This is a genomic window from Caballeronia sp. TF1N1 (assembly GCF_022878925.1).
Classification (GTDB): Bacteria; Pseudomonadota; Gammaproteobacteria; order Burkholderiales; family Burkholderiaceae; genus Caballeronia.
Genome location: NZ_CP084627.1, coordinates 756815 through 780545 on the forward strand (window position 1 = coordinate 756815; position 23731 = coordinate 780545).

At 61.4% G+C, this 23731-nt stretch carries 21 protein-coding genes; 11 read left to right on the plus strand and 10 right to left on the minus strand.

What is annotated here, in order from left to right:
• Nucleotides 1–33 precede the first annotated feature (33 nt).
• The 10 genes from hpxZ to LDZ28_RS17530 all read right to left on the minus strand — a co-directional run bounded on the left by hpxZ (nucleotide 34) and on the right by LDZ28_RS17530 (nucleotide 10963).
• Nucleotides 34–438, minus strand: a complete 405-nt coding sequence (hpxZ, locus tag LDZ28_RS17485) for an oxalurate catabolism protein HpxZ (RefSeq protein ID WP_244828195.1) — start codon at nucleotides 436–438, stop codon at nucleotides 34–36.
• Entirely contained in the window at nucleotides 435–1100 is a 666-nt protein-coding gene (locus tag LDZ28_RS17490) for a cysteine hydrolase family protein (RefSeq protein ID WP_244828197.1), read from the minus strand. The genes hpxZ and LDZ28_RS17490 overlap by 4 nt, the downstream gene beginning before the upstream one ends.
• A 4-nt stretch (nucleotides 1101–1104) precedes the next feature.
• Complete coding sequence (locus LDZ28_RS17495) at nucleotides 1105–2103, minus strand: formamidase (protein ID WP_244828199.1); 999 nt, start codon at nucleotides 2101–2103, stop codon at nucleotides 1105–1107.
• A gap of 19 nt (nucleotides 2104–2122) precedes the next feature.
• Nucleotides 2123–3709: an ABC transporter ATP-binding protein gene (locus LDZ28_RS17500; protein WP_244828201.1), complete on the minus strand. Its 1587-nt coding sequence runs from the start codon at nucleotides 3707–3709 to the stop codon at nucleotides 2123–2125.
• Between the two features lie 4 nt (nucleotides 3710–3713).
• The gene (locus LDZ28_RS17505) at nucleotides 3714–4406 is read right to left on the minus strand and encodes a cysteine hydrolase family protein (RefSeq protein WP_244828202.1); all 693 of its coding nucleotides are present in this window, start codon (nucleotides 4404–4406) and stop codon (nucleotides 3714–3716) included.
• A 23-nt stretch (nucleotides 4407–4429) separates the two neighbouring features.
• Nucleotides 4430–5356, minus strand: coding sequence for an ABC transporter permease (locus LDZ28_RS17510; protein ID WP_244828203.1), 927 nt, complete (start codon nucleotides 5354–5356; stop codon nucleotides 4430–4432).
• Nucleotides 5349–6482 carry an ABC transporter permease gene (locus LDZ28_RS17515; protein ID WP_244828204.1) on the minus strand — a complete coding sequence of 378 codons (1134 nt, stop codon included), beginning with the start codon at nucleotides 6480–6482 and terminating at the stop codon, nucleotides 5349–5351. The genes LDZ28_RS17510 and LDZ28_RS17515 overlap by 8 nt, the downstream gene beginning before the upstream one ends.
• 26 nt (nucleotides 6483–6508) lie before the next feature.
• On the minus strand, nucleotides 6509–7606 hold the full coding sequence (locus tag LDZ28_RS17520) for a BMP family ABC transporter substrate-binding protein (protein WP_244828205.1): 1098 nt from the start codon (nucleotides 7604–7606) through the stop codon (nucleotides 6509–6511).
• 5 nt (nucleotides 7607–7611) lie between these two features.
• On the minus strand, nucleotides 7612–9438 hold the full coding sequence (atzF, locus tag LDZ28_RS17525) for an allophanate hydrolase (protein WP_244828206.1): 1827 nt from the start codon (nucleotides 9436–9438) through the stop codon (nucleotides 7612–7614).
• Between the two features lie 196 nt (nucleotides 9439–9634).
• Nucleotides 9635–10963 (minus strand): hypothetical protein, encoded by a 1329-nt coding sequence (locus LDZ28_RS17530; protein WP_244828207.1) that lies wholly within the window; start codon nucleotides 10961–10963, stop codon nucleotides 9635–9637.
• A gap of 219 nt (nucleotides 10964–11182) precedes the next feature.
• Between LDZ28_RS17530 and LDZ28_RS17535 the strand changes: the two genes are divergently transcribed.
• From LDZ28_RS17535 to LDZ28_RS17585, 11 genes are all read left to right on the plus strand, one after another.
• Nucleotides 11183–12799 carry an FAD-dependent monooxygenase gene (locus LDZ28_RS17535; protein WP_244828209.1) on the plus strand — a complete coding sequence of 539 codons (1617 nt, stop codon included), beginning with the start codon at nucleotides 11183–11185 and terminating at the stop codon, nucleotides 12797–12799.
• A 162-nt stretch (nucleotides 12800–12961) separates the two neighbouring features.
• Nucleotides 12962–13969, plus strand: coding sequence for a hypothetical protein (locus LDZ28_RS17540; RefSeq protein WP_244828211.1), 1008 nt, complete (start codon nucleotides 12962–12964; stop codon nucleotides 13967–13969).
• 75 nt (nucleotides 13970–14044) lie between these two features.
• On the plus strand, nucleotides 14045–14764 hold the full coding sequence (locus LDZ28_RS17545; protein ID WP_244828212.1) for a PIG-L deacetylase family protein: 720 nt from the start codon (nucleotides 14045–14047) through the stop codon (nucleotides 14762–14764).
• Nucleotides 14761–15669 (plus strand): glycosyltransferase family 2 protein, encoded by a 909-nt coding sequence (locus LDZ28_RS17550; protein ID WP_244828213.1) that lies wholly within the window; start codon nucleotides 14761–14763, stop codon nucleotides 15667–15669. Before LDZ28_RS17545 ends, LDZ28_RS17550 begins: the two co-directional genes overlap by 4 nt.
• A 189-nt stretch (nucleotides 15670–15858) precedes the next feature.
• Nucleotides 15859–17139 carry a glycosyltransferase family 1 protein gene (locus LDZ28_RS17555; RefSeq protein ID WP_244828214.1) on the plus strand — a complete coding sequence of 427 codons (1281 nt, stop codon included), beginning with the start codon at nucleotides 15859–15861 and terminating at the stop codon, nucleotides 17137–17139.
• Nucleotides 17136–17726 (plus strand): HAD-IIIA family hydrolase, encoded by a 591-nt coding sequence (locus LDZ28_RS17560; RefSeq protein WP_244828215.1) that lies wholly within the window; start codon nucleotides 17136–17138, stop codon nucleotides 17724–17726. Before LDZ28_RS17555 ends, LDZ28_RS17560 begins: the two co-directional genes overlap by 4 nt.
• The gene (gene waaF / locus LDZ28_RS17565) at nucleotides 17702–18886 is read left to right on the plus strand and encodes a lipopolysaccharide heptosyltransferase II (protein ID WP_244828216.1); all 1185 of its coding nucleotides are present in this window, start codon (nucleotides 17702–17704) and stop codon (nucleotides 18884–18886) included. The genes LDZ28_RS17560 and waaF overlap by 25 nt, the downstream gene beginning before the upstream one ends.
• Nucleotides 18887–18898: 12 nt before the next feature.
• Nucleotides 18899–20644, plus strand: a complete 1746-nt coding sequence (locus tag LDZ28_RS17570) for a carbamoyltransferase C-terminal domain-containing protein (protein WP_244828217.1) — start codon at nucleotides 18899–18901, stop codon at nucleotides 20642–20644.
• Nucleotides 20641–21708, plus strand: a complete 1068-nt coding sequence (locus LDZ28_RS17575; RefSeq protein ID WP_244828218.1) for a glycosyltransferase family 2 protein — start codon at nucleotides 20641–20643, stop codon at nucleotides 21706–21708. The genes LDZ28_RS17570 and LDZ28_RS17575 overlap by 4 nt, the downstream gene beginning before the upstream one ends.
• Complete coding sequence (locus tag LDZ28_RS17580; RefSeq protein WP_244828219.1) at nucleotides 21705–22769, plus strand: glycosyltransferase family 9 protein; 1065 nt, start codon at nucleotides 21705–21707, stop codon at nucleotides 22767–22769. The genes LDZ28_RS17575 and LDZ28_RS17580 overlap by 4 nt, the downstream gene beginning before the upstream one ends.
• Nucleotides 22756–23715 (plus strand): glycosyltransferase family 4 protein, encoded by a 960-nt coding sequence (locus LDZ28_RS17585; RefSeq protein ID WP_244828220.1) that lies wholly within the window; start codon nucleotides 22756–22758, stop codon nucleotides 23713–23715. The genes LDZ28_RS17580 and LDZ28_RS17585 overlap by 14 nt, the downstream gene beginning before the upstream one ends.
• Nucleotides 23716–23731: the final 16 nt, after the last annotated feature.

Sequence of the window (23731 nt, forward strand, 5' to 3'; positions counted from 1 at the left end):
TGTCTCCGTCATGATGCAACGATTATCGCCCTTTTACGGCGCGTCGATGAGGCTGACATGCGCCGCCACGATGATCCATCCGTTGAACGCGGACGATGCGTCGCCCAGCCGCGCCCACGTTTGCATCTGGCGACCGAGCAAGGGCGTGACGTCGCTCGTGAACTCGGTGCTCACGGTCGCGAGATCGTCCCCGAAAGCCGTCACCACCGTGCCATGCAGCCGTCGCGATGGCGGCACCGGCGCGGCCGCTTCACGCCACGCGCGAATCGCTTCGCCGCCGTGCTGAACTTCGGCTATACCGTAACGCACCGTCTCGGGCGCATTCCAGAAGAGCATGTTCATGGTCTCCACATCGTTATCGACGAGCGCACGTTCGTATGCGACGAACGCGGCGCTTACTTCCGCAACCACCTCGGCGCGATTCACCGCAAGCGTCATGCTCGGTTCTCCGTTAAGTCGGCGAGCGTCGCGGTCCAGCCCACGATGCCGCCTTGCGAACGAATCATGTCGATGGTCGCGTCCTTGAACGCGGGAATGTAGCTCGCGGTCGCGTCTTCGATAAGAAGACATTCATAGCCGCGGTCATTGGCCTCGCGCATGCTGGTCTGTACGCAGACTTCGGTCGTGACGCCCGCGAACACGAGATGCGTGACCGAACGCTCTGCGAGTTCTTCGGCGAGGCGCGTCGCGTAGAAGGCGCCCTTGCCCGGTTTGTCGATGACGAGTTCGCCTTCGACGGGCGCGAGTGCATCGATGATAGCGTTGCCCGGCTCGCCGCGCACGAGGATGCGTCCCATCGGTCCTTCATCGCCGATACGTGCCTGCGGCGCTCCGCGCAAGCGCTTCGCGGGCGGGCAATCCGACAGATCGGCGGCATGCGATTCGCGCGTATGCACCACAGACCAGCCTTGTTCGCGCGCATGTTCGATAAGACGCTGCACCGTCGGCACGATGGACGACAGCAGCGACACGTCGTTGCCCAACGCTTCCCCGAAGCCGCCCGGCTCGATGAAATCGCGTTGCATGTCGATGACGACGAGCGCGGTCGTGTTCGCTTCGAACGTGTAAGGGGACGGCTTTGCGCCGTTCAAGGTCGGCATGTGGTCAGCCCTTGTAATGGCGTGCGGGTGCGGGAAAACCGCACGATTGACCGTCCGTGATCTTCACTTCGTCTTCCCACGGCAGATGATATTCGCCGCGCACCATGTCCTGCATGAACGTGTAGGGACAATCGCGCGCACCGCCTTTCACGGCGACATAACCGCGATGGCCGAACTGGTAGATGTTGTTTTCCACGCCCCAATGCACGCGCGCTTCGCGAACGAGGTCCGGGCGCATTTCGCAAGTGATGATCTCATCCGGCCGATGACTGCCCTCGACCATGATGGTGCCGTCGAAGTCGCAGAACATGCCTTCGCCCATGGAATCGAACGAACCATCCGTACCGCAGAGGCAAACGCTTGCCGTTTGCGCGAGGTTCTGAAATGCGTTCGATTGATTCGTGATGCGCCATGCGTGGCGAATGGGCGCGGTGTAGCCCGCCGTGCGCAGAATGATTTCAGCGCCCTTATACGCGGCCTCGCGCGCCATCTCTGGAAACATGCCGTCATGGCAGATGATCAGGGAAAGCTTCGCACCATTCGGTCCGATGCAAACCGGCACGCCTAAATTGCCCGGTTCCCACGGTTCAACCGGAACCCACGGATGCAGCTTGCGGTAATAGAGCTTGATCTCGCCTTGTTCGTCGATAACGATACCGCTGTTATAAGGATTGCCTCCGCGATTGCGCTCCATGATCGAAAAGCAGCCCCAAATGCGATGTTCGATGCACGCGTCTTTGAACGCCCGCACTTCTGGACCATCGAGATCGCACATGATGTCGTCGTCGATACGCATCGAGAGGCCGTGCAGCGCGTACTCGGGGAACACGACGAGGTCCATCGCCGGATTGTTGCGCCGCGCCTTGCCAACCATCTCGACGATACGCCGCGTCTGCGCCGCAACATCCGCGGGCGTCGCAACGTCGGGATTCTGCAATTGCACGAGACCTATCACCATTCCTTGCGGCGATTTGTTGAGACCGCCCAGTCCGCTCGAACTCATTCGTTACGCTCCTTGTTGTTCACGCATGCGCGGTGACGGGTTCGGCCACACCGCTATCCGTGCTGTCACTGTGACCGGCCATGTGCCGCCCCAGCGTGACGCGATCCGCGGTGCTCGCGGCGCTTTCGTGCACGAGCCGCCCTTCGGCGATCACCGCGATGCGATCCGCGAGTTCCAGCAGTTCATCGAGGTCTTCGCTCACGAGCAGCACGGCGGCGCCCGTGTCGCGCGCGGCGAGAATGCGCGCATGGATATCCGCGACCGATGCGAAGTCCAGCCCGAACACGGGATTCGCGACGATCAGCACATCCACCGCTTGCCCCAGTTCACGTGCCAGCACCGCGCGTTGCACATTGCCGCCCGACAACGTGCCGATGGCGCGCGCGGGCACGGGCGGGCGCACGTTGAAGTCGGCAATCAAGCGTTCCGCGCGTTCACGCATAGCACGGCGGTCCAGACGCCAGCCGCCTTGCTTCATCGGCGCGCGATCGAAATCGCGCAGCGCAAGATTCTCCGCGATACTCATGCCCGCCACGCATGCATTGCGCAGCGGCTCTTCGGGTAACGCAAAAACCCGCAGACGGGTCATCTCGTCGCGTGTCGCCGTGTAGGGTTCGCCATGCATGCGCATCTCGCCTGCATGCACAGGGCGCTGGCCGACGAGCGCTTCGATCAGTTCCTTCTGTCCATTGCCCGACACGCCTGCAATGCCGAGTATCTCGCCCGACTTCACCGCAAGCGACACTTCACGCACGGCCATATGTCCGCGATCATCCACGACGCATAGGCCGGACAACGCGAGACGCACGGGTGCATTGGCAGCGAGCGGCTTGCGCGGCGGACGCTCGACATCCGTTGCGGCATGAGGCGCGTCGCCGCCCATCATCATCGCGGCAAGGCTGTCGCGATTCGTGTCCGCCACTCGGCTCGTTCCGACGAGTTTGCCTTTGCGCAGCACGGTTACGTCATCGGCATAAGACATCACCTCTCGGAACTTGTGCGTGATCATGAGGACCGTCAACGCGCCGCTCGAAGCAAGATCGCGCATCAACCCCAGCACTTCGTCGGCTTCTTGCGGCGTGAGCACCGAAGTGGGTTCGTCGAGAATCAGGAAGCGTTGCTGCAAATAGAGTTGCTTGAGAATCTCCAGCTTCTGCTTTTCACCAGCGGCAAGACTCGCGACGGGCGTATCGAGCGCAAGACGAAACGGCATGCCGCGCATGAAGGCGTCGAGCGCGGCGCGTTCCTTCGGCCAGTCGATCTTCCACGACAACCGGCCCCGCGCGAGCAGTAGATTCTCTTCAACGGAAAGCCCCGCTGCCAGCGTGAAATGCTGATACACCATGCCGATGCCAAGCGCCTGCGCGTCGCGGGGCGAAGCGATCTTCACTTGACGGCTATCCGCGACGATCTCGCCTTGATCGAGCACGCCGTATCCCACGAGTCCCTTCACGAGCGTGCTCTTGCCCGCGCCGTTCTCGCCGAGCAGCGCATGTACGGTGCCGGGTCGCACTTTTAGCGTGACATCGTCGAGCGCGGTAAACGCGCCGAAACGCTTGGTCGCGCCGACCACTTCGACTCCCAGCGCTTGGCGAGCGGGCGTCATGGCGTTAGCGTCCGAGCGTGGCGAGCATCGACGCCGAGTCCGATACCGTGCCGAACACGCCGCCCTGCATGAGCACCATGTTGAGCGCGGCGTCATGATTGCTCTTGTCGGTGGCGCCGCAGCAATCGGCGAGCAGCGTGCATTCGAAGCCGCGGTCGTTGGCCTCGCGCATCGTCGTATGCACGCACACGTCGGTGGTGATGCCCGTGAGCACGAGATTCACGATGCCGCGCGTGCGCAGGATGAGTTCGAGATCGGTGGCGCAGAACGAGCCCTTGCCCGGCTTGTCGATAACGATTTCGCCCGCCACTGGCGCGAGTTCATCGATAATCTCCCAGCCCGGTTCGCCGCGCACGAGGATCTTGCCGCAAGGACCGTCGTCGCCGATACCCACGCCACCCGTGCCTACTTGCCGGCTGCGCCAGCGCTTGTTGGCGGGCAGATCCGACAAATCCGGCCGATGCCCCTCGCGCGTATGAATGATCGTGAAGCCCTGTTCGCGCATGAGCTTGAGCACGTTCCCGATCGGCTCGATAGGCGCGCGCGTGAGCGACAGGTCGTAGCCCATCTTGTCGACATAGCCGCCGATGCCGCAAAAGTCCGTCTGCATGTCGATGATGATGAGCGCGGTGTTATCGGCGCGCAGGTTGCCGTCGTACGGCCACGGATAGGGACGAGCCTCGATGAAGCGGGTCATGAGCGTTTCTCCGGAAGATGACATCAGCGTGTGAGGCTCAGTTCGCCGGGCGCGCCGGCAAGGGTTCGGTCGGGACGGCAGTTGATGACCATGATCGCGAGCGTGAGGACATAGGGCGCTGCGTTGTAGAGGTAATAGCCGCTCGTCACGCCTATGGCCTGCAACGCGGGACCGAGCGCGCCTGCCGCGCCGAAGATGAGCGCGGCCCACAGGCAGCGCAGCGGCTGCCAGCGCGCGAAGATCACGAGCGCGACGGCCATGAGGCCCTGGCCGCTCGACAGGCCTTCGTTCCAGCTGCCGGGATAGACGAGCGACAGATACGCGCCGCCCACGCCCGCCAGCAAGCCGCCAACGGCCGTGGCAACGATACGCACACGCGTGATCGGATAGCCCATGGCGCGCGCACTTTCCGCGTTCTCGCCGACGAGCCGCAGGGCCATGCCCCAGCGCGTATGACGCAAGCCCCATTGCAACGCGAACGCGAGCACCACACCGATCACGAAGAGCGGATTGATATGCAGCGCGTTATGCAATTGCGCGGATGCGCTCCAGCCGCCGAGATCCATGGAAGGCAGCATCGGCGCTTGCGGTTCGATGAAGGGCTTGCCGAGATAGAACGCGAGGCCGGTGCCCGCAAGCATCAACGCAATGCCGAACGCGATATCCGACACGCGCGGCAACGAGCAGACGAGACCATGCAGGCAACCGAGCACGAAGCCCGTGGCCGCTGCCGCAAGCACGCCGATCCACGGCGAGCCCGACAGATAAGCCGCCGCGTAGCCCGTCATCGCGCCGGAGACGAGAATGCCTTCGAGCCCGAGATTGACGCGCCCGCCCTTCTCGGTCAGACATTCGCCGATGCTCACGAAAAGATAAGGCGTGCTCACGCGAATGGCGCCCGCGAACAGCGAGAGCAACAGCACGACAGCGGGCGATTGAGCATCAGGCATGAGTCCCCTCCAGTCGAACCGTGGAACGCGCGAGCGCCGCTGCCTGCAACTTCACGCGCCACGCGGTAATCCTGCCGCCGAGCGCTTCCCACGCGAGCAGGTTGGCGAACAACAGACCTTGTAGAACGAGCGTGGTGGCATCGGGCAGGCCGAGGCGCCGTTGCAGCAAACTGCCGCTTGCTTCAATCCCGCCGACGAGCACCGCGCACAGGATGATCGCGAGCGGATTCTGACGCGCGGCGAAGGCCACGAGAATGCCCGCATAGCCATAACCCGCGAGCAGCGACGCATTCGCGCTGCCCTGCACGGCTGCGACTTCGAACATGCCCGCGAGTCCCGCCGCCGCGCCGCCGAGCATGCAAGCGGTGAGCGCGAGCCTCGTCACCGGCAAGCCGACCAGACGCGCCGCGTGATGATTGCCGCCGGCAACGCGCATCGCGAAGCCCTTGGTGCTCTGGCGCACGAAGACCCACGCGGCCACACATGCCAGCGCGCCCCATAGCAGGCCCCAGTGGACGTCGAGGCCGGGCAGCGAGCCGATCATCAAGGCATCGGGAACGGGAGGCGTGGAGGGCTTGTTGAGGCTTGCCGGATCGCGCAACGGGCCTTCGACGAGATGCTTGAAGAGCGCGATGGCGATATACGACATCAAAAGGCTGCTGATGGTCTCGTTGACGCCGCGCCATTGCCGCATCGCGCCGATGGCACCGATCCAAAGCGCGCCCGCGAGCATTCCGGCGACCGCCATCAGCGGCGTGGCGACGAACCACGGCAACGATGCAGGAACGATGGACGGCACGATGGCCGCGCCGAGACCGCCGAGCGCCAGCGCGCCTTCGCCACCAATCACGATCAAACCGACTTGAGCCGGCAACGCGACACACAACGCGGTCAGCATGAGCGGCGCCGCGCGCAGCAACGTGCTCTGCCATGCAAACGACGAACCGAATGCGCCTTGCACGATGAGCCCGAGCGCATCCAGCGCAGGCTGTCCCTGCACCAGCAGAAAGAGCGAGAACAGCACCAGCGTGCCGACGAGCGCGCACAACGTGGGCAGCGCGGGCAAGACGCCGAGCAGGAGCCGTGGACCGAGCGCGCCTGAATTCGAACCGATCACAGTGGACATCCGCGGCTCCTATCGATTGCAGATAATCAGATTTGCCCCACCACACCCGCCACGAGATAGTTCATGCTCTCGAGCGCGATGTCCGTCTGCGGATGACTCGTGCCCGCCGCGATTGCCGTGCCGCCCTTGTTGTCCTTCATCGGCCCCTTGAAGATGGCGTAGTCGCCCGCGACCATCTTCGTCTTGATGGCGTCTGCGTTGGTCTTCGCATCGGCCGTGACCTTCGCGCCGTATGGCGACATCTTCACGAAGCCTTCCTTGAGGCCGCCGCGCAGAATGTTGGGCTGCGGCTTGCCGCTTTGCGCATCCGTGACGAGTTCCTTGTAGGGCGTCGCCCAGTCCCATTCCGCGCCCGTGAGATAACCCTTCGGCGCGAGCGCGGCCTGGCTCGCGTGATAGCCGCAACTCATCGCACCGCGCTTCTCCGCTGTTTCAATGACGACCTTGGGACCATCGACGTGACACGTAAGCACATCGCAGCCTTGATCGATGAGACTGTTGGTCGCTTCGGCTTCCTTGACGGGCATCGACCAGTCGCCGGTGAAGATCACGTTCGTCGTGATGGCCGGATCGACCGATTGCGCGCCCAGCGTGAACGCGTTGATGTTGCGCAGCACCTGCGGAATGGGCTTGGCCGCGACGAAGCCGAGCTTCTTGCTCTTGCTCATATGACCCGCGACGACGCCGTTCAGATACTGACATTCGTCGATATAACCGAAGTAGCTCGCGATATTCGATGGGTTGCCCTGCTTCCACAATCCGCCGCAATGCGCGAAGCGTACCTTCGGATACTTCGCGGCCATCTTCAGGACGTGCGGATCGAAATAACCGAACGAGGTCGCGAAGATGAGCGTGGCGCCGTCCTGCTCGATCATCGCTTCCATGGTCTTTTGCACGGCCACGGTCTCGGGCACGTTCTCTTCCTCGACCACTTTCACGTTGGGTAGCTTTTTGATGACTGCAGCGGCTTGCGCCTGCGCCTGGTTGTAGCCATAGTCGCCGCGCGCGCCGACGTAGATCACGCCGACCGTGAGATTGCTCGCGCCGAACGCCAGATCGAACGGCAATGCACTGCCGAGCGCGAGCGCGCCCGCGCCCTTGATGAACTCACGGCGGTTGATCATGGTCTCTATTCCTGTGTGGTTGGGTCGTTGGAGGTTTGACTGTCGAGCCAGGCGCGCCAGCCGCAAAAACGCGTGATGTCGCGCGCGCCGCTTTCGGCAGTGACGGCAAGCGGTTCGCAGATGAAGCCTTTGACGATGCGGCCATCCGCCGTCTCGATGCTGCCAATGCCAAGCGGCGCCGGAATCGCTTCGACGAACGCGCCGAAGGTGCGCACGGGCATGTCCCATAGTTCGATGGCAATGGCCTGCCCGGCTTGCCCCGCAGTATTCACGCGCACGAGGCCCGGCTTCGGCGGCTGCGTGTTCGCAAGCGCGAAGAGCTGATAGTTAGCCGAGGTCGTCGTCGCTTCGACGAAGCGCGCGCCGGCCTTGCGCATCTGCCATTCGAGCGGCATGCCGCGTAGATGCGCGCCAACCACCGCAAGCTGCACGGTCGGCTCGTTGAACGGCAATGGCTTCGCTGCAACGGCATCTTGCTTCTGCATGCCTTCGAACTGCGCACCGAGCATGGCGAGCCGCTGATCAGCGCCAGCGGGCGCGATCAGCGTGATGCCGGCGGGCAAGCCATCGGCGCGCGGGATGCCCGGCACCGCGAGCGCGCACAGATCGAGCAGGTTGACGAAGTTCGTGTAAAGCCCGAGACGGCTATTCACTTCGATAGGGTTCGTGCGCACTTCATCGATGGTTGGATGCGTCGGCGTGGTCGGCACGATCAACACGTCCACGCTTTCGAAGAGCGCTTCGGCGTGGCGCTTCAAGCGTGCAAGTTCATACTGGCCGTCGAAGGCATCGGCGGCGCTGAAGTTGTCGGCCTTGCCGATCACCTTTGCGACCACCGGGTCGATCTCGTCGTGATTCGTCTCGAAGAAGTCGCCTAACGCGGCGCGCCGTTCGGCGACCCACGGACCGTCGTAAAGCAGCGCAGCGACTTGCTGCATTGGCGCAAAGGCGAACGTCGACGGCTTGAGCGCGAGCTTTTCTAGTGTCGCGGCGAAGGCATCGGCGGCAACGGTATCGCCGAAGAATTGCAGCGTGTCGGGAATGGCGACGCGCAAGGCTTGCGGCGCAAGCGGCAAAACCGGCAAGGAAGGAATGCGGCGCGAATAGCCATCGGCTGCGTCGAACGCGGCCATCGTCGAGAGGACGTGCCAGGCGTCGGCTACGTCATGCGCGAAGATCGAGATCGTATCGAGGCTCTTGCATGCTGGCACCACACCGCGCTTGCTGACGAGACCCAGCGTCGGCTTGAGACCGACGAGACCGTTAAAGCCTGCTGGCACACGGCCGGAGCCCGCTGTATCGGTTCCAAGCGAGAACGCGACGATGCCCGCCGCGACCGCTATCGCCGAACCCGAGCTCGATCCGCCCGAGATGTATGCGTCGTGATCGACCTGACGTACCGCGCCGAAAGGCGAACGCGTACCGACGAGGCCCGTTGCAAACTGATCGAGATTGGTCTTGCCGATAAGCACCGCGCCCGCATCGAGCAAACGCTGCACGGCGAACGCCGTCTCTTGCGGCGTATAAGCAAATGCGGGGCACGCGGCGGTGGTGGTCAAGCCTGCCACGTCGATGTTGTCCTTCACCGCGAAGGGCACGCCAAGAAGCGGCTTGCGCTCGAAGATCGCGCCGCCCTCTTCGGCGAGTTCATGCGCAAGGCTCGCGGCGCGCGCACGAAGGTCGGCCTGAGGCACGCGCAGCAGCCAGACTTCGGGCCGGTTGCTTGCATCGAGCCTGCGCAGCACTTCTTCGATCATGGCGATCGGATCAGTGCTGCCTTGCCTATACGATTCGATAAGCGCGTACACGCCTGAAAGCGGGTCGTGGGACATGAGTTCAATCTTGAATACAAGTTGAACGTCACTTTGCAGCATCTGTGCCAGTCAAGGCCATGACGCTCAAAAGCCTTTATCCATGGGGCTTCGTGCGTGGTCTGGTGTATCATGCAAGAGGACTGATCACGTCCCAACATGGTTCGCGCAGCGTTCAAGTTGGTGCGCGGCTCCCGCTTGAAGTGCGCGAAAGACTTCAGTCGAACCCGCCTTCGGGCACGCCCTTCATGGACATGAACAGCATCCGCAACTCGCTGCCGATGCCATGAAAATGGCAGAGGAACGTATTCTGGTCTGCGTAATACCAAGGCGTATTCAGTTCACGGAAACTGACCAGTTCGGTCGATTCCCGCGCTGGCAAGACGCCGTTCGCTTCCAGTTCGAACATGAAGTGCGCCTGATCGCCATGATTGGAAAAGGTCCAGCTTAGATCGTCCAGCCCGCGAATACGGTCGAGCGTGCCCTGCAGCACGCGCGCGTTGACGTCGGTATTGCGAAAGCCCATGACGCCGGAGTTGAAAGGCCAGCCGGCGATATCCGCGCTTAGCACGCGCTCGCGTCCTTCCATGAAGTCTTCGAGCTTGACGGTGCGATTGGTCGCGAGAATATCGGCATTGATCCAGAAGACCCAGTCGTGATGCGGCAAGTACTTGCTGAGCAGAAATGGCTTGGCCCAATTGCCACACGCTTCGCGAGCGAAGTCGGCCGGCACCTCGCGATGCATGTACAAGGTGTAGCCGTGCTGTTCGCAGTAATCGCGCAGGCTCGCTTCGCCAAAACATGCGTAATTCGCTATGTTCGGTGTGTACAGCATGACCACGGCGATACGCTGGCCTGGCTGATAGATCGACAGCGGCTCAGACGACACCCCTTCGGGCGGCGCTATTTCGAAGAACCGCTGTGCGCTAGCGTGACACGCGTTCACATGCCGAGCGAGCGTCGTTCCCCAACGCGGCCCGTACTTGCTATAAAGGCGCGGGGTGAAGACAAGCGACAACGCCACGATCGGGGAAGCGTTCAACTCGGGAAACTGAGTCGAACACGCCGAGACGATCGGGAATCTTTCGTTGACGCTATCGGCTTCGCTCTGTACGGGCAGCGCTTCGAGCAACTGATCTTCCGTGACGAACTGGCCATAGTCGTAATACGCCCGAGCCTTCGCGGCCATGCTCCTTGCAATGACGCGATTGCCTTCGGTATTTCTCAGCACCACTATCTCGCTGTTGATGCCGAAATGGCCTATCGTCACGAGGGCATCGCGTCCAACCATCATCGATTCGAAATCGTCGAAGCGCAGGAAGAGCGCGTTCTCGGTAGCGAAGATCAAGAGCTCGTTATCGGCTGCACGGACCATGAGATCGCACAGCAACTGATACTTGAAAACGATCCTCAGTTCAAGCGATGCAGCTCCCGCCGCGACCGGCTCGAAGCGGTGACGAGCACCCGCGCGACGGCAATATTCCGCGTGATTGACGAGCGATTCGTGAGCGTTGCGATCGAAGAAACAACTGACCAGCGTGACCATGATTGCTAAACCAGCGTAAATGAAAATGAAGGCGTGAGCATAGCCAACCGTCGGGTCGGAATTGCAAATTATTACGCGAGCCGCGTGCTTCAAATAAAGTGTAGGACGCGTGCGAATACATGCCCTTCTTTCATGCGCCATAAATCACTAGCCGCGGCGACGCATGCACGGTTATCCTCGCAAAACGACCTCGGCTGAACGCTCAGGAGAACGCTCGCCATGCCCGATACCATCGACGTTCTTATCGCCGGCGCGGGACCTGTCGGTCTCCTCCTTGCAACCGAACTGCGCCGCGACGGCATCGAAGCACGAGTGATAGACGCGCGCGCCAACCGCGCGTTCTTCGTAAAGGCGTTGGGCGTGACCGCGCGCACGCTCGAAGTCTTCGACGATCTGGGCATCGCGCGTGAAGCCATCGATGCGGGCGTCTGGCTCACTGGCGCCGATACTTATAAAGACGGCACGCTGGCCTTCAGCGTCGAAGTGCCGCGCGAGGGCCTGCCTTATGGCGCACTCTCACTCGCGCAATATGAAACCGAGCGCATTCTGGAAGCGGCATTCGCGCGTATGGGCGGGCACGTGCACTACGGGACAACCCTCATCGATTTCGACGATACCGGCGACAGCGTCCTCGCTCGCATGCAAGACGCCGACGGCACCATGCGTGAAATCCGCTGCCGGTGGCTGGTCGGTTGCGACGGCGCACGCAGCACCGTGCGGCATCATCTGAACGTACCGTTCGAAGGCGGGCAGTATCCGCAGACGTTCATGCTCGCCGATCTCGATGTCGACTGGCACGTTCAGCACGGACCGATGCTGCGTTTCAACCTGTCCGCAGTGGAAGGCGTTCGTGGTGCGACGACGATTGCCGCGCTGCCGGTGCGCGGTTCGGCCCGCCGTTATCGCCTCTCCATGATCCTCGGCGACGACGATGCCGCGCGCCTCGTCAATGAAACCGCGCCCGCGTTCGCCGACGTAGAACGCATCATGCTGCCGTTACTTCCGCCGGGAACGAGGCTTTCGTCGATGCGGTGGTCGTCCGTGTACCGCGTGAGTCATCGCATTGCGCAAAAGTACACGAGCGGACGCGTGTTCCTTGCGGGCGATGCCGCGCACATTCATCCGCCCGTCGGGGGCCAGGGCATGAATACAGGCTTGCAGGATGCGCACAATCTCGCGTGGAAACTCGCGCTCGTGGCGCGCGGTATCGCGAACGAAGCACTGTTGTCGAGCTACGAAGCCGAACGTCGGCCGGTCGGACTGGATGTGGTCGAAGCAACGAGCCGCGCCTTGAACACCGTGCTCGTGCATGGCGAAGTGCGGCCCGCGATGCGCGAAACACAGTTGCTCGTCGGATATCGTGGCAGTGCAATCGTGGCGGATGCAAACGACGAGATCAACGCGCAGATTGCGCCCGGCCTACCCGCGCCTGGGGATCGCGTACCGGAATGCGGCGGGCTCGCTGAAGCGTTCGTCGGGCATGCCGTGCGGCTGCGCGACCATATCGGTCGCGGGCGGCATACGCTCATCGGGTATCTGGATCACGACATGAACGGCGACTCACGCGAATCGTTCGACGCAGCGTTTCAAACGTGGCGCGACATGCTGGGTGACGCAGGCAATGCGGTGCTGATTACTGCGGGAAAATCGCCTGAATGCAGCGAGACGTACGCCGTTCTCGCAGATGCGGCGGGTGAATTCGCGGCTTTGTTCGGCCCGCGCAGCGGCATGATCTGGGCCCTGCGTCCAGATGGTCATATCGGTTTCAGAGGCGCTAGCGCGACGACGCTTGAATCATGGCTCACCACAATGCTCGGAAGCCCGCGGCGCGCGTGAATTCGCCGCCGCAAACGTTTTACAGTGCCGAGGACAGCTTCCAAAGGCACCGCGTCGAGCCATCGACTCCATGCATGAACATTCGGTAAAGCGTCATCTGGGCAAAAGCCGCTTATAGCCGCTATGCTGCCAATGCAAACAATGCGCATTTAACTCCACCTGATGACTACTACTTCGATCAAAAGACGATCTCGCAAGTTAGCTGCCTGGACGATTGCTGGCGCTGCCCTTGCGAGCACGGTCACAAGCGCACAAGCTCAGGAATTCTCGGTGCTCGCCGGGCCGCTCAAGAGCAGCAGCCAGAACAGCTATTCATGGGAAGCGAACTATCGGGAAGGCCTTGGACGCTATGCGGCCTGGAGTTTTTCGTGGCTCAACGAAGGCCACATTCCCGATCATCATCGCGATGGTCAGGCCGTGCAATTGTGGGGCCGCTTGCCGCTCTGGAACAACCGGCTCGAACTTTCCGCGGGCGCCGGTCCCTACCGTTACTTCGATACGAGCCAAGCGGAAGCCGGCAGCGGCTATTCGAATTCGCACGGTTGGGGCGGCATGTTCACGTTGCGCGCCGCGTACTACTTCGATAACCGGTGGATCGCGGAGATGAAGCTCAACCGCGTGCAGGCGTTCGGCGGTCCGGACACGACCGCGCTTCTGTTCGGTATCGGCTACCAACTCGACGCGCCGGATGGTCGGGGTCCGCGCGCCTACGCGCCGTCGCGCAGCACGAACGTCACCAGCAACGAAGTTACGGTCATGCTCGGGCGCACGATCCTCAACAGTCTAGACTCGGAATCGAATCTCTCGGAGAGCGTCGAGTACAGGCGCGGACTGTGGCATTACGTCGACTTCACCGCGTCGTATCTGCACGAAGGCGGTCACGTGCAGTCGCGTCGCGATGGCATTGCGGCACAGCTTTGGGCCACGCGCGCATTCTTCAACGACAGGCTCACGCTCGGCGTGGGCGCGGGTCCTTATTTGTCGATCACGCAGAACGACGATTTGCCGCAAAACCGCACGGGCGATGGCCGTTTCGCGGGAGTGGTGTCGGCATCCGCGAGTTATCGGTTTACCGACCGATGGCTCGCGCGTCTGACATGGAATCGCATGGTCACGCGTTATGACCGCGATTCGGACATCATCGAAGCGGGTATCGGCATGCGCTTCTGACATGGCGCAAACGCAAGGCGGGCGGGTCCGGCGATTGCGGCGCAGCTGCCGTCATTCGCAAGTGGACCTGTCCCCATGCCTGAAATGCGCTCCCGTGTTCTCCTGGTCTCGCCACATCTCGACGACGCCGTCTTCGGTTGCGGCGCCCTGCTCGCTGCATCCAACGAGACTATCGTCTGCAATGTCTTCACCGGCAGCCCCGAAGAAGATTTGACGACGGACTGGGACCAGCATTGCGGTTTCAGTAGCGCTCACGAAGCGATGCACACACGCATCGACGAGGACGAGCGGGCGCTCGGATTGCTAAGCGCGCGTTCAGTCAATCTCGGCTTTCTCGATTCGCAATATGTGCCGCATGCGCCGGAGTCGGCAAAACCGACGCGCGCGGCGATTCGCGATGCACTGCTGCATGTCGTGCGCGAATATCGCCCTGATCTTCTGCTGATTCCACTCGGCCTGTTCCATTCGGACCATGCGCTTACGCACTTTGCCGCTTGCGATGCATGGCTCGAACATCCCGCGCTCGCCTGCATCGGCTATGAGGAAGGGTTATATCGGCGAATGCGCGGTCTGGTGCAGCGGCGTCTCGTCGATCTGCACGGCATCGGCATCGATGCAACGCCTTACGAAGCCGCCGCGACGAATCCCGCGGATGCCGAACGCGCGCATGCAGCCAAGAGAAACGCCGTGCAGGCTTATACGAGCCAACTGAAGGCCTTCGGCCCCGGCGGATATGACGACGTTTTTCTTCCTGAGCGCTACTGGACGCTCGAACGTAGCGAGGATGGCCGATGAGCGCGCACGACGTCTCGTCCGTACGCCTTAGCGTTGTCGTCCTTACCTATAATCGTGCCGATGTCGTACTGCGCACGATCGCAAAACTTGCCGCCCTGCCCGATCCCGTTCGTATCGTGGTGGTCGACAATGCCTCCTCCGATAATACGGCCCGCCGTATTGCAGAAAAATTTCCCTCGGTCGATCTCGTGATTGCGTCCAAAAACATGGGCGCGGCTGGACGCAATCTCGGCGTGGCGCGTGTACAGACCGAATACGTTGCCTTCTGCGATGACGACACCTGGTGGCAAGCTGGCTCGCTCTCACGCGCAGTACAGATACTAGACGCGTCGCCTCGCGTGGCTGTTTTAAGCGCTCGCGTGGTCGTCGGGGATGCCGAATCGACGGACGAAACCTGCGAGCGCATGCGCGTGAGTCCGCTCGGGTCGCATGGGCTGCCGGGGCCCGCGCTGATCGGCTTCATGGCGGGTGCGAGCGTATTCCGCACAAGCGTCTACCGCGAAATGGGCGGATATGAGCCGAAGCTTTTCATTGGCGGCGAAGAGTCGCTTCTAGCACTCGATATTCTGAGCAGCGGCCATGCGCTCGTCTATGCCGATGAGCTCGTGCTGCATCACCATCCATCGGAAATACGCGACAGTGCGCTGCGCAGGCGTCTTCTTGCGCGGAATGAGGCATGGGTCGCATGGTTGCGCCTGCCGCTTGCCGAAGCGCTGCGTTCAAGTCTGAATGCCTTCTTCATCATGCGACGTGAACGCACGCTCTTACGCGACTCGCTTGCAATGTTGCGCGGTTTGCCGTGGGCGTTGTCGAAACGGCGCGTGGTTGCACGCAGCGTCCTGCTGATGCGCGCAGTCGTCCGCGATGACGACCGGCGCCGCTCATCCACTGCCAGCGCGATATAGAAGCGCACCAGCACGGATTCGGCCGTGTGCGAACCCAAAACGAAATTGCTTTCGTCCGACAACGAACAAACGATTCTGCGTATTTCCATTTCAGTGGCACAACGAATGCTCTAACTCCACGACTCCGAAGGACTCGCACGATCAAGCGCGACGAGCCTACTTTGGACCTTCGTGATGGGGACGGGCACAGTGAAGATCGCACTAATCAGTGAACACGCTTCTCCACTTGCAGTGGCGGGCGGCGTCGATAGCGGCGGACAAAACATCTATGTCGCGCACGTAGCGCGGCAACTTGCACGCAGCGGTCATGAAGTCGATGTGTTCACGCGTCGCGATCGTTCTTTACTTCCGCTTGTCTCGCGCTTCGAAGGAATTCGCGTAATCAATGTTCCGGCAGGGCCGCCCGTGCAATTGCCCAAGGAGCAATTACTTCCGTTCATGGACGAATTCGCGCGCTTCGTGATCGGGTTCTTCGAGAAAGAGGAAACGCCCTATCACGTGGTCCATGCAAACTTCTTCATGTCGGGACTCGTCGGCATGCGAATCAAGGCTGCGCTCGGCACGCCGCTCGTCACCACGTTCCACGCGCTCGGTCGCGTGCGGCGCATTCATCAAGGCGCAGGCGATGGCTTTCCCGACGAGCGCTTCGACATAGAAGATGCGCTCGTTCGCGAGTCGGATTCCGTTATCGCCGAATGTCCGCAAGATGCTGCCGATCTCATCGCGCTATATCAGGCGGAGCGTCAGCGGATCGACCTCGTGCCATGCGGCTTCGACAGCGCGGAGTTTCATCCGATCAACAAGCATGAAGCGCGCGAGCGGCTCGGCTGGCCGCAGGACAAGTTCATTGCATTGCAACTCGGGCGCATGGTGCCGCGCAAGGGGATCGATAATGTCGTGCGCGGGATTGGCGTGTGCAATCGCGAGTTGAACGAAGACGCGCATCTCTACGTGATCGGCGGCAACTCGGATGAGGCCAACGAAATCGCGACACCGGAAATCGGCAGACTGCGCGGAATAGCCCGCGAATGCGGCGTGGAAGACCACGTCAATTTTCTCGGACGTCATGGACGCCAGCGTTTGAAGGAGTTTTATAACGCGGCGGATGTCTTCGTCACGACGCCCTGGTACGAGCCCTTCGGCATTACCCCGCTCGAGGCCATGGCCTGTGGCACGCCTGTAATTGGCGCGGATGTGGGCGGCATTCGCTACTCGGTCGCTCATCAAGAGACTGGCCTGCTCGTTCCGCCGAAAGACCCGCATGCACTGGCGGCCGCGCTTGCCATGCTCAAGCGCGATCCCGCGCTCGCCGAAAGCATGGGCGCGGCAGGGTTGGAACGGGCGCGCTCGATGTTCACATGGACCGGCGTCGCGCAAGCGCTAGAACGCGTCTACGCGCGCGTGGCGGAAGTGGAATTTTCGAACACCGTGCTCGATGAGCGCAGTGCTTACGGTGGCGCTTCCGCATGAAGCCGACACTCCTTCGCCCTGCCGTGTTTCTGGATAAGGACGGCACCTTGCTCGACGACGTGCCTTACAACGTCGACCCGCTGAAGATGCGTCTTGCACCTGGCGCCGTTAATGCGCTCGCGCTCTTCGCACGCATGGACGTACCGGTCGTCGTTATCAGCAATCAAAGCGGCGTGGCGCTTGGCAAGTTCGATGAAGCGGCGCTCGCCGATGTCGAACGCACGCTGCATGAACTTGCGGCGCGCGCAGGCGCACGACTCGCTGGCGTGTACTTCTGCCCGCATCATCCACAAGGAACGGTGGCGAAATACCGGAAAATATGCGAATGCCGCAAGCCAGCGTCCGGCATGATCGAACGCGCGGCGCGTGACCTCGGTCTTGATCTTGCACGTAGCTGGTTCGTCGGAGACATACTCGACGATGTCGAAGCGGGTCATCGTGCAGGTTGCCGCGCCGTGCTTATCGACAATGGCAACGAGACGTTATGGCAGCGTGGCCCACTGCGCGAGCCCGACGCCATTGCGAAAGACATGCACGAAGCAGCGCGCGTGATTGAGTCGGCATGGCATGGGGAGCTTGCAGCGTGAAGCGCGAGCGAATCCCTGTTGTCGCGATCGCGCCTCATGCGCGCGCACCGGAGTCGCGTCCGCAAGGCGTCTGGGGCGAAAACGTCAAGCGCATCCTCTGCGTACGTACCGACAATCTTGGCGACGTGCTGATGACGACGCCTGCTCTGCACGCTCTCAAACATGCGTATCCCGGACGGCATCTGAGCTTGCTTGCATCGCGTTCGGGTGCGATGGCCGCGCGCTTCATCGAAGATATCGATGACGTGATCGAGTATGACGCGCCGTGGGTCAAGCATGACACGCCCATCGACGCGAGTCGCGATCTTGCAATGCTCGAACGCATTCAAATGCTCGGCTTCGATGCCGCCGTGATCTTCACGGTCTATAGCCAGAATCCTTTGCCTGCCGCAATGTTTTGTCATCTTGCGGGTATCCCGCGAAGGTTGGCGCATTGCCGCGAGAATCCCTACGGTTTGCTCACCGACTGGGTCGCCGAAACCGAACCGCAGAACGGCACACGTCACGAGGTCGAGCGTCAGCTTGCGTTGGTCGCTCAAGTAGGCGCACGCGCCGATGACAGGCGCATGCGCTTCACGGTTCGAGACGGCGATGAGGCATCGCTTGCGCAGAAGCTCGTTGCACGCGGTATCGATCTTCATGAGCCATTTTTCATGATGCATCCAGGTGCGACGGCGGCATCGCGTCGTTATCCGCCCGAGCGCTTCGCGGAGGTCGCGCAAGCGCTCAACGCGCGCACGGGCTGGCCAGTCGTCGTCACGGGTTCGGCAAGCGAAGCGGAATTGTGTCGCGAGGTAAGCGGCGGTCACGGCGGCATCAGCGACCTGTCGGGCGCACTCGATCTCGGCGAACTGGCCGCTCTCGTGAAGCACGCACGCGTCCTTGTTTCAAACAATAGCGGTCCCGTTCATATTGCCTCTGCGCTCGGCACGCCTGTAGTCGATCTCTATGCACTCACCAATCCGCAACATACGCCATGGCAGACGCCGCATAGCGTGCTCAATCACGATGTGCCGTGCCGATGGTGCTATCGCAGCATCTGTCCCGAAGGACATCATTTGTGCCTCCTCGGCGTGAGCGTAGATGAAGTAATCGACGCTGTCATGTCGCTTTGCGATGCCCGCGCAGACGCTGCCGCCCCTCTCTCGATCCATCCATAAGGTTCGCTTTCCATGTACACCCTCGGAATCAATGCGGTCTATCACGACAGCGCGGCTGCGCTGATCAAGGACGGTGTCGTCGTTGCGGCAGCGGAAGACGAACGCTTCACGCACGTCAAGCATGCGAAGCGTCCGGTGCCGTTTTCGACATGGCAATTGCCCTTCGACGCCATCGACTATTGCCTCAAAGAGGCTGGTATCGAACTGGCGGATGTCGATCATGTCGCCTATTCATACGACCCGCATCTGCTTTCCGCCATGCCACGGCAGCCTAAAGCAAGCATTGCGTTGCCGTTCATGCCGTCCGAGCATTCGAGCGGCAACCCATCCGAATCGCCTTGGGACCCGCTTTTCTTAAGCTATATCGTCAATGCGCGCGGTCAATTGGTGGATGGCGCGCCGCATCATCTGAAGAAGCGCTTCGCAAGCGGCGGCCGCGCGCCGCGTTTCGACTGGCATTACGTCGATCATCATCTGTCGCATGAAGCAAGCGCGTTTCTCGCTGCGCCCTTCGAAGATACCGCCGTGCTTACCATGGACGGACGCGGTGAAGGCGTAACAACGAGTCTCGGGCAATTCGTCAACGGACAGTACGAGCGCGTCAAACAGGTGGAACTGCCGCATTCGCTCGGGCTGCTGTATGAAACCGTCACCGACTATCTGGGCTTTCTGCATTCTTCGGACGAGTACAAGGTCATGGCGCTGGCTTCGTTCGGCAAGCCGGCTTACGTGGACCAGTTTCGCGAGATCGTGAAATATCGGCATGACGGCACTTATACCGTCGATGCCCCGCGCCTGGAAGAACGCTTCGGTCGGCGTCGTGAGCGCGGCGGCCCGCTCGATCAGCATCATTACGATATCGCGCATTCGTTGCAAGTCGTGCTCGAAGACACGGCGCTCGAATTGGCAAAGTGGTTGCACGAGCGAACTGGTTTATCGAAGCTCGCGATGGCAGGCGGCGTGGCACTCAATTGCGTGATGAACGCGCGTCTGCGCGACCGTGGCCCGTTCGAAGAGATCTGGGTGCAACCTGCGGCTGGCGATGCCGGTACCGCGCTGGGCGCGGCGCTTTGGACGGACTATCGCGAACGAGAGAAGCAAGGCGATCGCAGCCGCAAATGGCGCATGGATCACGCATATCTCGGCCCGCGTTATGACGACAACGAAGTCGAACAGTTTCTCAAGTGGGCCAAGGCGCCGTATCGGAAGCTCGATAACGTCGCAGGCGAAACAGCCGATCTGCTCGCGCGAAATCGCGTGATCGGTTGGTATCAGGGCCGCACGGAATTCGGACCGCGCGCACTCGGCGCACGTTCGATACTTGCATCGCCGATCGATCCGTCCATGCAAGCGAAGCTCAACGAGATCAAGGATCGTGAAGACTTCCGTCCTGTTGCGCCGGTGGTCATGGAAGAACATGCGGTCGACTGGTTCGTCGATGCATGCGTGGCGCCTTTCATGCTCTTCGTTTTCGACGTGCGCGAAGAGATGAAGCCGAAAATTCCGGCCGTGACGCATATCGATGGCACGGCGCGCGTACAGACCGTGAACCGCTCGCAACATCCGCTCTATTACGATCTGCTCGCCGCATTCAAGGCACGCACGGGCGTACCGGTGCTCGTCAACACGTCGTTCAACACGCGTGGCGAACCGATGGTCAACTCGCCGCGCGATGCGCTCGAATCTTTCTGGACGTCGCCGCTGGATGCGCTCGTCATCGGTTCTTTCTTGATCGAAAAACCCGGAGCACATGCATGAGCACGGTTTCCGGCGGCTTTACCTTCGATGGCGCCGACGCTTTCGAAAGGAGCGAGAGCGCGGTAACACCATCATCGTTTGCGTACGACGTGAGCGTGGTCGTGCCGACTTATCGTCGTCCCGACATGCTCGAACGATGCTTGCGCGCGGTGATGGCGCAGGACATGCGCGCATCGCGTTACGAGATCATCGTCTGCGACGACGGTCCCGATGATGCCACGCGCGCCAAGGTCATGGCGCTTGCGCGCGAATGCGAGACAACCGAGCCGCGCGGTCCGCATATTCGCTATGTCCCCGTCACCGCGACGCAAGGGCCTGCGGGTGCGCGCAACGCGGGATGGCGTGCGGCGCAGTCACGTTTCATCGCATTCACCGATGACGACACCATCCCCGATGCGCAGTGGCTAAGTGCGGGCGTCGCCGCGCTCGATGCCGGCGCGGATGCGGTGTCGGGACGCATCGTCGTGCCGCTTCCCGCGCGGCCGACCGACTACGAGCAGGACGCGGCAGGTCTTTCGAGCGCAGAGTTCGCAACGGCCAATACCTTCGTCAAGCGCTCCGCGATGGACCGTATAGGCGGATTCGATGCGCGTTTTACATCTGCGTGGCGCGAAGATTCGGATCTGCAATTCCAGCTCCTGCGCAGCGGCGCGCATATCGTCCGTTCGCACGATGCGATGGTGTTGCACCCCGTGCGCCCCGCACGTTGGGGCGTGAGCTTGTCGCAACAGAAGAAGAGTCAGTTCGATGCGTTGCTTTACAAGAAGCACCCTGCGTTGTTCAGATCGCGCATACGCAGCACGCCGCCCGTGTTGTATTACATGATCCTCGCGGTGGTCGTGGCGGCCATCGTCGCTTACGCACTGCGTTTCGACTCGCTCGCCATTGCCTGCGTAATTGCATGGCTCGTGATGAGCGGTTGGTTCTGTGTAAAGCGCTTGATGAAGACAGCGCTTACGCCATCGCACGTGCTCGAAATGGCGTGGACGTCGCTGTGGATTCCGTTTCTCTCGATCTACTGGCGGCTATACGGCGCCTTCAAATTTCGCGTGGTGTTCGTATGATCGAACGCATCGCTATTTTCAGGGCTTTGCAGCTTGGCGACATGCTCTGCTGCGTCCCCGCGTTGCGCGCGTTACGGGCTGCCCATCCGCGTGCGCATATCGTGCTGATAGGGCTACCGTGGGCAAGCAGTTTCGTGACGCGCTATCGTCCGCTGATCGATGAACTCGTTCCCTTTCCCGGCGCTGTCGGTTTTCCCGAGCAGGAAGAAACCGATGCGGGTTTGCCGTCATTCTGGAGCGCGATGCAGGAGCGCCGCTTCGATCTTGCGATTCAACTGCATGGCAGCGGCGGTGTGGCGAACGATATCGTCGAACAAATGGGCGCGCGTTTGAACGCCGGCTATCTGAAGCCTGATGAAGCGATGCGCGAGGGCGTCTTCATTCCCTGGCCCGATACGCTACCCGAGATAGCACGCTATAACGCCCTGATGGATGCGCTCGGTATCGATGCAAGCCATACCGATCTCGACATCCCGTTGAGCGACGAAGACATCCGAGAGTGCGCCGGGTTGCTCGATGCTTATGAACTCGATTCCACGCGACTCGTGCTCGTGCATGCGGGTTCGCAACTGCCTTCACGCCGCTGGCCCGCCGAACGCTTTGCGCAAGTGGCTTTGTCGCTTGCCCATGCGGGTTGGCAGATTGCATTGACTGGCAGCGCGGGAGAAGCGCCGATCACGTCGCATATAGCGCGGGCATTGGAAGGCTGCGATGCAATCGACCTGACCGGGAAGACATCGCTAGGCGGCCTCGCCGCGCTCGTAGCGAAGGCGCAACTCGTTGTCTGCAACGACACCGGCATATCGCATATCGCGGCGGCAATGCGCACGAAAAGCGTCGTCATCGCGTCAGGTAGCGACACGCGCCGCTGGGCGCCGCTCGACCATGAACGTCATCGCGTGCTGGCGGATTATCCCTCCTGTCGTCCCTGCTCGTTTCGCGACTGTCCGTATGGGCATCCATGCGCGCTGAATATCAGTGTTGCACAGGTACTGGATGTCGCACATGCGCAGCTGCCCGAACCTCGATTTCATACGGCCCCGATCCATGCTCACTGCTGACAACCGACGCCTGCGTGTTCTGACATGGCACGTGCACGGCAACTACATGTACTACTTGAGTCAAGCGAAGCACGACTTCTATCTCGTCACGAAGCCCGGCCATCCTCCGGGCTACGCGGGCAAGGTCGGCGTCTTGCCGTGGGGCGGCAATGTCCACGAAGTGCCTTATGACGAAGTGGCTTCGCAAGATTTCGATGTCGTGCTCTTTCAGCATCGCACGCATTGGGACGACGACCGCTTGAACCTTTTGAGCAATGCACAACGCCGCTTGCCGCGCGTCTATATCGAGCATGATCCGCCGCAGGAAAATGCCTTCGAACAACGGCATTGGGTGCAAGACCGCGACACGCTGCTCGTGCATGTGACCCACTTCAACCGCCTCATGTGGGACAGCGGCGAGACGCCGACGCAGGTGATCGAACATGGTGTCGTGGTGCCCGACAGCGTGCGCTATAGCGGCGAGAAAGAACGCGGCATTGTCATCATCAATCATCTGAAGCAGCGTGGACGCAGGCTCGGTCACGATGTATTCACCGAAGCCGCGCGGCGTGTGCCGCTCGACCTAGTCGGCATGGATGCTCACGCAGCGGGAGGACTCGGCGAGATCGGCAATCTCGATCTCGCGTCTTTCAGCGCGCAATACCGTTTCTTTTTCAATCCGATTCGCTGGACGAGCCTCGGTCTCGCAATCGTCGAGGCGATGACGATAGGCATGCCTATTGTCGGCCTCGCGACGACCGAGCTTGCAACCGTCATTCGCAACGGCGAAAGCGGCTTCATCCATACCGATACGGACCGGTTGATCGATGCCATGCAACACCTTCTACGCGATCCCGCCGAGGCCCGCCGGCTCGGTGAAGGTGCACGCAAGGTGGCGTTGGAACGCTTTCATATCGATCGCTTCGCAGCCGAGTGGGAAGCCACGCTGCGTCACGTCTGCAGCTAAATATCATTTTAGAGAA